General features: G+C 63.8%; 10 protein-coding genes and 1 pseudogene. 9 read left to right on the plus strand and 2 right to left on the minus strand.

Annotated elements, in window-relative coordinates; genetic code table 11:
* Positions 1 to 100: 100 nt before the first annotated feature.
* Positions 101 to 2,713 (minus strand): ATP-dependent Clp protease ATP-binding subunit, encoded by a 2,613-nt coding sequence (locus IEX31_RS10900; RefSeq protein WP_188743449.1) that lies wholly within the window; start codon positions 2,711 to 2,713, stop codon positions 101 to 103.
* Between the two features lie 327 nt (positions 2,714 to 3,040).
* Here IEX31_RS10900 and IEX31_RS10905 point away from each other — a divergent pair, with 327 nt between their 5' ends.
* Complete coding sequence (locus tag IEX31_RS10905; protein ID WP_188743450.1) at positions 3,041 to 3,709, plus strand: hypothetical protein; 669 nt, start codon at positions 3,041 to 3,043, stop codon at positions 3,707 to 3,709.
* Entirely contained in the window at positions 3,702 to 6,572 is a 2,871-nt protein-coding gene (locus IEX31_RS10910; protein WP_188743451.1) for a hypothetical protein, read from the plus strand. The genes IEX31_RS10905 and IEX31_RS10910 overlap by 8 nt, the downstream gene beginning before the upstream one ends.
* A 170-nt stretch (positions 6,573 to 6,742) precedes the next feature.
* Here the strand turns inward: IEX31_RS10910 and IEX31_RS10915 are convergent, their stop codons facing one another.
* Positions 6,743 to 6,928 (minus strand): hypothetical protein, encoded by a 186-nt coding sequence (locus tag IEX31_RS10915; protein WP_188743452.1) that lies wholly within the window; start codon positions 6,926 to 6,928, stop codon positions 6,743 to 6,745.
* An 84-nt stretch (positions 6,929 to 7,012) separates the two neighbouring features.
* Between IEX31_RS10915 and IEX31_RS10920 the strand changes: the two genes are divergently transcribed.
* The 7 genes and pseudogenes from IEX31_RS10920 (at position 7,013) to IEX31_RS10945 (ending at position 11,125) form a co-directional block, all read left to right on the plus strand.
* Positions 7,013 to 7,816, plus strand: coding sequence for a hypothetical protein (locus IEX31_RS10920; protein WP_188743453.1), 804 nt, complete (start codon positions 7,013 to 7,015; stop codon positions 7,814 to 7,816).
* A gap of 46 nt (positions 7,817 to 7,862) precedes the next feature.
* On the plus strand, positions 7,863 to 8,219 hold the full coding sequence (locus IEX31_RS10925; RefSeq protein WP_188743454.1) for a hypothetical protein: 357 nt from the start codon (positions 7,863 to 7,865) through the stop codon (positions 8,217 to 8,219).
* A gap of 212 nt (positions 8,220 to 8,431) precedes the next feature.
* Positions 8,432 to 8,743, plus strand: a pseudogene (locus IEX31_RS18900) (SDR family oxidoreductase); the annotation flags it as partial.
* 200 nt (positions 8,744 to 8,943) lie between these two features.
* Entirely contained in the window at positions 8,944 to 9,216 is a 273-nt protein-coding gene (locus IEX31_RS18905; protein WP_229662282.1) for a hypothetical protein, read from the plus strand.
* A complete protein-coding gene (locus IEX31_RS19585; RefSeq protein WP_188743455.1) occupies positions 9,200 to 9,433 on the plus strand; it encodes a toxin-antitoxin system HicB family antitoxin in 234 nt (77 codons plus the stop codon). The genes IEX31_RS18905 and IEX31_RS19585 overlap by 17 nt, the downstream gene beginning before the upstream one ends.
* 82 nt (positions 9,434 to 9,515) lie before the next feature.
* Entirely contained in the window at positions 9,516 to 10,400 is an 885-nt protein-coding gene (locus IEX31_RS10940) for a DUF3800 domain-containing protein (protein WP_188743456.1), read from the plus strand.
* A 140-nt stretch (positions 10,401 to 10,540) separates the two neighbouring features.
* On the plus strand, positions 10,541 to 11,125 hold the full coding sequence (locus IEX31_RS10945; RefSeq protein ID WP_229662281.1) for an SDR family oxidoreductase: 585 nt from the start codon (positions 10,541 to 10,543) through the stop codon (positions 11,123 to 11,125).
* Positions 11,126 to 11,379: the final 254 nt, after the last annotated feature.

Consider the following 11,379-nt stretch of genomic DNA (forward strand, 5'->3'; position numbering starts at 1 on the left):
CGTCGATCCAGGTCGTAGACCTGACCTGGCGTTCCACGCGCCGAACGCCTCGGCCCTGACATCAGGGCCGAGGCGTTCGGCGGATGACGACAGCAGGGGGTTACGCGGCCTGCGGTACCTCCACGGTGGCGCGGGGCACGGATGCCACGACGAGCGCGCCGTCCGCGGCATCCACTCGCACGCCCTCGCCATCGCCGAGCTCGCCCGAGACGAACAGGTCGGCGATGCGGTCGTCGATCTCGCGCTGGATCACGCGACGCAGCGGGCGGGCGCCGTATTCGGGCTCGTAACCGTGCTCGCCGAGCCACTCGACCGCGGCATCCGACACCTCGATGGACACCTCGCGAGCGGCAAGCCGCGACGACGTCGCACCGAGCATCAGGCGCACGATCTGCGCGATCTCGGCCTGCGTGAGCTTCTGGAACAGCACGATCTCGTCGATGCGGTTCAGGAACTCGGGCCGCATGGCCTCGCGCACCTTGCCCATCACGCGCTGGCGCACGTCGTCCTGAGACGCGAAGCCCGAGGCATCCGACGCGACGAAGCCGAGGGCACCCGAGCGGGACGCGAGGAACTCCGAACCGAGGTTCGAGGTCATCACGACCACCGTGTTGCGGAAGTCGACCGTGCGACCCTGGCCATCGGTGAGGCGTCCGTCGTCGAGCACCTGCAGCAGCAGGTTGAACACGTCAGGGTGCGCCTTCTCGACCTCGTCGAACAGCACGATCGAGTACGGGTTGCGCCGCACGCGTTCCGTGAGCTGGCCGGCCTCGTCGTAACCGACATAGCCGGGAGGGGCGCCGACGAGCCGCGACACGGTGTGCCGCTCGCCGAACTCGCTCATGTCGAAGCGGATGATCGCGCCCTCGTCGTCGAACAGCGACGCGGCCAAGGCACGCGCCAGCTCGGTCTTGCCGACGCCGGTGGGTCCGAGGAACAGGAACGAGCCGACGGGCCGGCGCGCGTCACCCATGCCGGTGCGGTTGCGGCGCACCGAGCGGGCGACGGCGGTGACCGCGTCGTCCTGCCCGATGACCGCGGCGTGCAGCTCGCCTTCGAGGTTCGCGAGACGCTCGCGCTCTCCCTCGGTAACCCGATTGACCGGGATGCCGGTGGCCCGCGAGATCACGGCGGCGATCTGCGCCTCGTCGACGGTCGTCGACGCTGCGTCGGCTGCGGCATCCGTCGAACCGGATGTCGCGACGCGACCCTGCGCGGCGGCCTTCTCGGTGGCCTCATCCAGCTTCGTCTGCACCTTCTGGATCTCGTCGCGGATGCGCGATGCCTCCTCGTAGTGCTCGGCGCGCACGGCCGCGTTCTTGTCGGCCTCGAGGTCCGCCAAGCGCGAGATCAGCTCCGAGACATCCACCTTCACGCCCAGCTTGAGGCGCAGGCGCGCGCCGGCCTGGTCGATGAGGTCGATGGCCTTGTCGGGCAGCACGCGGTCGGTGAGGTAGCGCGCGCTGAGTTCGACGGATGCGCGGAGGGCCTCGTCGGTGTAGGTGACGCCGTGGTGCTCCTCGTATGCGGGGCGCAGGCCCTGCAGGATGAGCACGGCGTCCTCGATCGAGGGCTCACCGACCTTCACCGGCTGGAACCGGCGCTCGAGCGCGGGGTCCTTCTCGATGGTGCGGTACTCCTTGAGCGTGGTCGCGCCGACGAGGTGCAACTCGCCGCGGGCGAGGCGGGGCTTCAGGATGTTGCCCGCGTCCATGCCGCCGTCACCGGCACCGCCGGCACCGACGACCGTGTGCACCTCGTCGATGAAGATGATGAGCTCCCCCTTGTGCGCGGCGATCTCCTCCATGGTCTTGGTGAGGCGCTCCTCGAAGTCGCCGCGGTAGCGGGTGCCGGCGAGCATGCCGGGCAGGTCGAGCGAGATCACTCGCCTGCCGAGCAGGGCCTCGGGCACCGACTCCTCGACGATCGCGCGGGCGAGGCCCTCGACGATCGCGGTCTTGCCGACGCCGGCCTCACCGATCAGCACGGGGTTGTTCTTCGTGCGGCGGCTGAGGATCTCGATGGTCTGCTCGATCTCGTCGACGCGTCCGATCACCGGGTCGAGCTCGCCATCGCGGGCGCGCTGGGTGAGGTCGAGTCCGAACTTGTCGAGCATGGGGGTGGCGGATGCCGCTGAGCCGGTGCCTGCGGCATCCGTCATGCCCTCTGCGCCCTCAGCGCCCGGGGTGACGGTCTCGCGCATGCCCTGCGTGAGCGCCTCGGCGGTGACGCCGGCGCGCGCCAGCACCTGGCCGGCGGGGGCATCCTGCCCCAGCACGAGCGCGAAGAAGAGGTGCTCGGGGTCGATGTACGTCGAGCCGGCCGAGCGCGCGACCTGGTACGCGTGGAACAGCGCGCGGCTGGCCGACGGTGTGATCGTGGCCGCGTTGATGTCAGCGGTGTCGGATGCCGCGGGCAGGCGCGCCTCGGTCGCCGTGATGATGCGCTCAGGGGCGACGCCGATGCGCTCGACGGCCTGCTTCACGCTGTCGTCTTCGGCGATCACGCGCAGGATGTGCAGGGCGTCGAGCTCGGTCTGGCCGCGCTCAAGCGCGAAGCGTCCTGCCTGCTGCAGGATGCCTTGCGTGCGGGCGGTCAGGAACCGGCTGAGGTCGATCGACCGAGCCTGACGCGCCTGTTCACCAGCGAGATACCGGGACAGGAACTCGTCGAACGAGCTCGCGCCGGCTTCGGGGTTGAAGTCTTCGGGCACCAATCCTCCTGGGAACTTGAGTTGGGTACGCTCAAGTTCAACGCGGAGTGGGCGCGGGTATTCCCGCCCCTCGTCGGCCCGAGTGGGCGAGGCTGTGTGGACATTCCTCGAGAGCACGGCGTGTTGGTCAACGGCGCTACCCTTAGCGCGACCTCTGTGGACAAGCAGACGTAACCACCTCGTTGTGGAGGAGAACCGGCATGGCACGACCCGCACGCCTCCTGGCGAAGGATGACTATCCGCCTGACGCCGAAGAGAAGGTGGTTGACCTCGTGCTTGAGCAGGCGGGAGCCTTTTGCGGACGACGCGGCCAGCGAGTAGGTCCCAATGCCTGAACCGGACGCATTCATGGACGAGAGACAGCGGCGGATTCTTACCGCATTGGAAAGCAAGCGATCGGAGGTCGCCAACTTCTACAGCACAGCCCTGATGTTGCTCGGGTTCCAGCTCGAGGTACCAGATCGTCGCACGCGCGTCGCGTTTATCGGGCACTGCATGCGTGAGGTCATGAATCGGGTGCTAGGTTCGATGGGCCGCCCAACCGCTCCGAAGTTCAAGCCGTCGTCACGCGAGCAGATGAAGGCGCTTCCGGATTTGCTCGCGCGATACCCAGAGCTCGAATTAGACGGGGATGGCGACTCTGTCCCAGTTCCGCAAGAAGTCGCGGCAGCAATGGACAAGCTGTTCAAGGCATCCGTACACGAGAAGCGCCGAATTCGAGATGACGTCGCCGCCCTGATCACTGACGACGACAACGCGAGTCACGCCGCGGTTTCGCGCTGGATCGAGTCTCGCGACTATTTTGTGAAGTGGGCGCACCTTCACGACTGGGACGCCGCGGAGTCCGACCTCCCAAGCGATGACGAAATCCGTCGGCACATCGGCGTCTTTGACGAACTGCTGGACGGTGTAATCACCGCGTTCTTCACAGCCAGGCATTCCATTGATGATTTGCTTGCTGAGATCAACGCGATGGAGGCAGGAACCGATGCCTAGCTACAGAGCACCAACCGCAGAGCAGGCGCGCGCAGCTCTCCTGAGAATCCCGACATATCAGCTCCGGCGAGTGTTCTACGAAGGTCTGGAGAATCCGCTCTGGGTTCGCCCCCTGATGGAGGCCGGAGCTTTCACGAGTCCGCCCGAGCCAGAGTCGACCGGGGATGGATACATCCGCGACACTTACTGGCCTGAACTCTCCTACCTGACCCGCATTGCGCCGCAAGCGCCCGACGACGTGGTCGACGTGCTCCGTGAGCTACAGGGCAGCAACAACGGCTGGGTACGTCGCGCTGTGTTCGAAATCGGATCGCAGATTCCCCCCGATTCGAGCGTTCGATTGGAGCCTCTTCTCAAGGACTGGGTGAAGACAGGATTCGGTTGGAGAACGGACCCGCGCTCTCTCGTTTCGTTGGCGATCAACTTGCTGGAGGGAGGGCACCCGAAGCTTGGCCGTTGGTTGGCGAACACTCTCTTCCAGCCGCGCGCCAGCGAGGAGACTGGAAAGATCCGCAAACCCCAACTTCTCCTAGAGGAGTACTGGTATGAGGAAGAGTTGCCGAGGATTGTTCCCGCTTTGGGGGAGAATGCGCTCAAGGCTCTCGTCGGATGGCTTTCCACATATGTCCACGTGTCGGGCCACGCATCCGGAGAGCACGACTTCAGCGCAATGGACCGCCCCTCGATCGACTCACGCAGCGATGCAACTGATCGCCCGGAGGACGCGCTCATCGAAGCTGTTCGTGATATAGCTATCCCTGCGATGCGCGTCGAGCCTGGCGAGACTGTCGACGTGTTGTTACGAACCGGCGTGAAGTTGTTGCGGAAGATCGCAATCTTCGTCGTAGCCGAGGCGATTCGTAGAGAGCTCGACGAGGGAGGCCAAGCCAAGAAACTTGGCGATGCGGCGAAGCAACTGCTTGGCGATCCGGCGTCTGACGATGAATACCTCCGGGTGGAATACGCACAACTAGCGCAGGCCGCCGCGCGCGCGGACTACGCCGCGACTTCCGTGGTGACGCCATTTCTCGCGCAGGCGTTCGAGGCAGATCTTGCATGGATGCGCGAGCGCCTCGACCGCCCAGTGGGGACCACCGATGAGCAGTTTGAAGGGAGCATTCACGCTAAGGCCGAGCGATACAGGCATAGCTGGCTCTCCGCTATTGGTCACGAAGCGCTCCCTACTGAATTACGCGAAGACCTCGCCAAGCTCAACGAGTCAAACGGCGTCATCGATGACCCCCTCGAGCCGATGGGCCGAATTACAAGTTGGTCCGGCCCGAACCCTCACACCGGCCAGGACGAGATGGCCGCGATGGCTCCGGCCGAGCTCGTGGTTCACCTCGCCAGCTGGCACGACAATGGTGACGGCTGGGGGCCCGAGCCATCCCACGAGGGTCAAGGTCGAGCGCTCTCGGGTCTTCTAACGACCAATCCGCTGGCCCTCCGGGGGGTTCCGCAGCTGGACATGCAGCTACGCCCAACTTACCTACGCGCAATCTTGCAGGGCTGGGAAGCAGCGTTGAAGGCCGACCTCGAACTCGACTGGTCGCAAGTCGCCGACCTCGTCGAGGATGTGTTGAATCACTCGTTGGAGTCACCTTTCTTCGTCGAGGGCGGTGACTTCGACGACGACAAGAACTACCGCGGCGCGAAGGATGCGGCAGTCGGGCTCCTGGAAGAACTCCTCAAGAAGCGTGGCTCGGTCCAGGTCCCGGACGCCTACGAGCAGCGGTTTGCGGAACTCCTTATTTACAACGCCGACGACGAAGACGCGTGGGTTGAGTACGACACCTACCGCCACGAAGGTTCGGGCTCGGACCCGCTCAACATGTCTCTCAACTGGCAGTGGCCGAGCCGGGTGCGCGCGCTCATCTTCACCGCGACACGTTCCGAAGGCGCGCCTTGGCGGGACGATGCCCTCAAAGCCATTGAGTCGGAGGCTTCACGACGCGATCAGCATGGGGCGGGCCGTGCTGCGCTCGGCGAGGGCTTTGGGCGCCTACTTACAAGTGCCTCCGACTGGATCGATGCCCATCTTGAAGACCTGGTCGGTTCCGGGGGTGGCATCTCAGTCGAACAGCAGATCGTGTTGACAACGGCGATGGCGACCCACCGATACAACCGCGCCATGTACGATCTCTTGACCCCCTCGATGCTTGCGGCAATCGAAGTCGGCGAGTCTCTTGTAGCCGGATGGAAAGGAGAATCCGACCCACTCTCTCGGATCGGCGAATGGGTCATTGACGCCTGCGTCTTCGGGCACATCACGTCAGAGGACCCTGTATTTCACGCATTCTTCACATCGACGAGCCCCGAGATTCGTGGCGACGCTCTTGGCAAGGTCGCTTGGTCGTTCTTTCACGCCACGACAGCAGACGATTCGATTCGCGACCGATTCGGAGAGCTCTGGGACGACCGGATCCGCCACGTTCGAGAACATCCGGAGGACAGCAAGGAACTCGAGGGCATCTATTGGCTTGCCAAGAGTGACTCGTTCTCCGCGGAGTGGTGGCTCCCACGTCTTATTGATGCGCTAGAGCTCGACCCTGGTATCGCGAAGGAGCGTTACATGATCGGGAAGGAACTCGCGCAAGCATCGACTGCCGATCCTGCTGCTGCGCTTGCGCTCCTCAAGCGCCTGCTCGGCAGTAGGGGTGAAGGCGATCGAGTGGCGTTCGACATGAACACGCACGCGATTCCGGTGGTCATCGCCAACGCGATGAGGTCTGGCGACGAGCAGTTGAAGCTCGAGGCCGAGGCGTACATGAATGATCTGGGCGCGCAGGGCTACCTCGCTCTGGAAGCTGAAGTTCAGGCCGTGCTCGAGAAAAAGGTCGGTATAGATGACGTCGATGACTAGTGCTCATGACCGAGATGCGCTGAGCTACTGGAGTGCCTAGAGCGAACGCAGGCATACTCACTTCTCGATGCGAGTTCGCGGCCGAGCGTCGCGGCAGCCGGTAACGCCGTTGAGTCAGAGCTGATCCGCGACTCGGGCCTGGACTACACGATCCTCAAGGCCGGCATGATCTACGGCCGCGGCGACCACGTCATCGACCACCTCAGCCGCACGGTGCAGACCCTGCCGGTGTTCGCGACCGTCGGCTTCCGCGAGAAGCCCATCCAGCCCATCCCGATCGACAACCTCACCGACATCCTCGTCGCCGCGATCGACGGGCGGATGCCCGCGTGGCCGTCGCGGTCGACTGACTTCATCGAGTGCTTGCGACAACTTCCGAGCTCTCGTGGCACCCGAACGCGGGGTGCGTTCTCGTCGCCCCACGGGATACTCTCCGATCCATGCACTGGTTCGTTACCGATGAGACAAACAATGACTTTGTCGAAGACAAGTTCTTTATCTACGGCGGGCTTGTTCTCGATGATGAGCAATTTCTCAAGCTCACTGAGCGGGTCGGTGAGATCCGTGCGAAGTACGGATACACGCGCGGAGACAGTTTCAAGTTCCACACCAGATCGCGACCGACACAAGTCACGATCGACGATTCGAAGGCCGCGAAGCGTGAGCTGGTCGAGTCTCTGGAAGAGTTCGACGTGAAGATGATCGCCTATCTCATCCTCCACAACATCGCCAAGGGAGTAACGGATCAGGTCCGGATGAATTGGGCGCTGAATACCGTGACGTGGGCCTATCACCGATTCCTTGAGCGCGAAGGCGCGACCGGCGTGATGATGATGGACCGAGCGGATGAACAGCACATCCACCTAGCGGAGCTGTTCCAACACGGAATTGACGTCGAAGGCAAACGGGTGGCTGTGGACGATCGGATCAACTTTTTCGGGATGACATCTGACAACGCCTCGCACATAAGTTCTGCCGTGGACATTGCGCTTGGTGGATTCCGTTACTGCGTGAATGCCGCTGGGGGCGATGGATCGCAGGTCGTGGCGGCAGAGATCTTCCCCCCACTAGCGCGCACCCTTTGGGGCGTCGAGGTTGCGGGGACGAAGTACCTCCGCAACTACGGCTTCCATCCGATGCCCAAGACTGAAATAAAGTCGTACCGCTACCGCGGGCTGTACACGGACTTGTACCGCGAGCTGGATGGCTTCACAGGATCCGACTCTGAAACGGACGCGGCTTAGCTTCTGGCCTATCGTTGCCGCCGTCATAGCCGAGAGAGAGCATCAGATGAGTCTCGCATCCGCGAGCACCATCGCGCAGATTCTGCCCGCGCTGCTGGTCGTCGGGTTACTCGGGCCGATCTTCCTCGGATGGAAAATGCAATCCCCCGAGCGCCTCTACTTCGCCTCCCAGACTACGTTGGCACTGCTAAGCGAGGCGATCCTTCTCTGGTTCATCGTGCGCGACGAGGACGTGCCAGCCGGGCTGTCGACTTTCGTCCAAGGTTCGCTCTTCCTGTCGCTCATCGGAATCCTCGTAGTGGTGTGGGCTTGGGCGAGGAGCAGACCGTCCGAGCGCAAGGCCGAGCAAGAGGCATACGAGCGGTCGCGAAAGCGGAAGGGTCGAGACAAAGACGACGTCTAGCCCACACCTCTGCGACGAACGCCTCGAACCGAGCGACCAAGGTGCCGCTCATCCCGAAGGCGCAGATGCGCGTGCTCGCCGAGGACGGGTCGCATGGTTCTCCAGACGCTCACAAGTTCGGCTCCGTTCCTATAGCTCTATTTGGTGGCTTAGCCGCTGCTGGTCTGGCATCGGCCAATACAGACAGGCAGCGGCGTTCAACCAAGCAGTGCATGGCACCCGCAGCGGCCAACTCCTCGAGAAGATCGAGCGGACTAAGGACAAGGAGCCCGAGCGGCGGTGACGTCGACGCATTGACGCGAGCGTTCGAGGGGTGCGAGGTCGTCGCGCACTGCGCGGGCATCAACCGCGAGATCGGCGACCGGACCTACCAGCGGGTGCACATCGAGGGCACCGCGAACGTGATCGAGGCGGCCAAGCGCGCCGGGGTGCGCAAGGTCATCATGCTGAGCTTCCTGCGAGCGCGGCCCGACTGCGGATCCCCGTACCACGAGTCGAAATGGGCCGCCGAAGAGCTGATCCGCGACTCGGGCCTGGACTACACGATCCTCAAGGCCGGCATGATCTACGGCCGCGGCGACCACCTCATCGACCACCTCAGCCACACCGTGCAGACCCTGCCGGTGTTCGCGACCGTCGGCTTCCGCCCTTCGACAAGCTCAGGGACCGGCCCATCCCGATCGACGACCTCACCGACATCCTCGTCGCCGCCATCGACGGGCGGATGCCGCGTGCGACCGTCGCAGTCGTCGGCGCCGAGCAGCTCCTGCTGTCGAAGGCCGTGCGGCGCGTGGCATCCGTTCTCGGACGCCGCGTGGTCGTGGTGCCATGGCCGGTGTGGGCGCAGTACGCGCTCGCGCAGGTGACCGAGTGGACCATGAAGGTGCCGCTCGTCGCGAAGGCCCAAGTGCGCATGCTCGCCGAGGGCGTGACGGACGCCGCGCCGCCCGCGGCATCCGTGCCCGACGACCTCAGGGCATGTGAACCTGCGAGTTGATCCAGCAGTTCATCGCAAGTTGGCGGCCGAGGCGCTGCGGTACGGCACCAGCCTCAACGCTTTCGCCGCTCGTCTTCTCGACCAATTGCGCTCGCGCAAACTGCCCAAGCACGGCAGACCCTTGTCGGTCCCCGTGGCTATGCTGAAGAGGCCGTACCAAGGTGTCCCTCACCTGTTGACAGGGTCGGTCAAGAATGGGTTACATTGTCATTGGTAGCGATTCCTGAAACACGGATGACGCGCCACTTCGAAGAACCCACGCCTTGTGCGTGGGTTCTTGCGTTAAGGGAGGCATCCGATTGCTCGTCGCGTACCTCGATGAGTTCGGGAATGTCGGCCCCTACATAGAACCAGGTCACCCGAAGTACGGTCAGCATCCTGTATTCGGATACGCCGGATTCATCCTTCCTGCTAACAACGCTCGCGATATGGGAGCCGAATTCAAACGGGTGAAGACCTCACTCTTCAAGACCGAGATCGACAAGAGCTCCGCGCCCGCGCAGTGGGAACGCAAAGGCTCCGAGTACTTCACGACGGGCAGCATCGCGGCCCGCCCCGAACAGATCCGGGCCTTCAGGGGGCTCATCCATCGGCTCCGTTCGCTTGACGGCCACCTCTTCTACTACGGCGATGAGAAGGTGCCCGGCACGCTCAAGCAGACCGGCCGGGACTCGCAGGCAATCATGCACGACGCTCTGCGCGAGATGATCAATCGGCTCTGCACCCACGCGGACAAGGCGAACCAAGACCTCCTCATCTTGATGGATTCATTCACCGACAAGACGAGACAAGAGCTCGCCGCCAGGATGTACGCGCACATATACTCGCGCCGCCGGCCCGAAATGAAGCGGATCATCGAGGCACCGTTGCACATCGAGAGCAAACTCAACTCCGGTATCCAATTCGCAGATTGGATCTGTGCGCTGACGGCACGGGCCTCCCATTTTCAGCTAAGCCCTGGATCGGAGTTCTCATGGGCGGCTGGGCATTTCCGGGCAACTGTCGCAGGCGGATTCACCCTCGAGTCGAAGCTCCATCTCCGCTTCGGCGAAGACATCCACAACAGCCAACTCTTCCAGCGGCATTCGGCCCGTCATGCACCGCCTCCTGGTTCGGTTGCAGACCGAGTAACCAACATGGCGGCGATCTATGCCGCTGCGCAGCGGCAGCACGGAGGCTCCTGACCCCACCGTGGTCACAGGCGAACTCCTCAGCAAGGTCGACCGCGTCGCCAGATGACCCACCCCCGCACCGCGATCACCGGCGGCACCGGATTCGTCGGACGCACCTGGCCGAACGGCTCGGGCCCGAGGCATCCGTCATCATCTCCCGACGCACCGGCGTCGACACCAGTGACGTCGACGCACTGACGCGGGCGTTCGAGGGGTGCGAGGTCGTCGCGCACTGCGCGGGCATCAACCGGCAGATCGGCGACCAGACCTACCAGCGGGTGCACATCGAGGGCACCGCGAACGTGATCGCAGCGGCCAAGCGCGCCGGGGTGCGCATGGTCATCATGCTGAGCTTCCTGCGGGCGCGGCCCGACTGCGGATCGCCGTACCACGAGTCGAAATGGGCGGCCGAAGATCTGGTCCGCGACTCGGGCCTGGACTACACGATCCTCAAGGCCGGTATGATCTACGGCCGCGGCGACCACCTCATCAACCACCTCAGCCACACCGTGCAGACCCTGCCGGTGTTCGCGGATTCTAAGCTGCGGTACTTCCGATCATGGAGTTTTGCACGTCGATCAACTACACGATCGACTGACCGCGACCCACGCAGCCGTCAAGAGCCTCAATCGCACCTTCGCCGTCGTGGCCAACTGACTCGAGCGATGTGCTTGCGGATCAGCGCAACAAGACGCGGCCCGCTGATCTCAGCGGCTCGCAGGGCTGGATTGGCCTGAGCAGTTTCGGCGAACCCGTGGAGGATGCGCGCGGCATCTGACCGGCTCCCGCGACGGGGCGCGCGATCGAGGCGCCATCCGCCGATCTCAGCCTCAGGCCATGAGTCGACGATCGTCAGGAGGTTGTGCAGATCTACTGCATCCTTCGCTGGCGCGTAGCGCTTCTCGGTACCGATTGTCCAGCGACCTGGTACCGAGGTTCTGGCTAGTTGGTACTCCCGCGCTTGTTCTGGTCTTCTGATCTCGGCGGCGAC

The sequence above is a fragment of the Agromyces bauzanensis genome (genome assembly GCF_014645655.1).
GTDB classification, from domain to species: Bacteria; Actinomycetota; Actinomycetes; order Actinomycetales; family Microbacteriaceae; genus Agromyces; species Agromyces bauzanensis.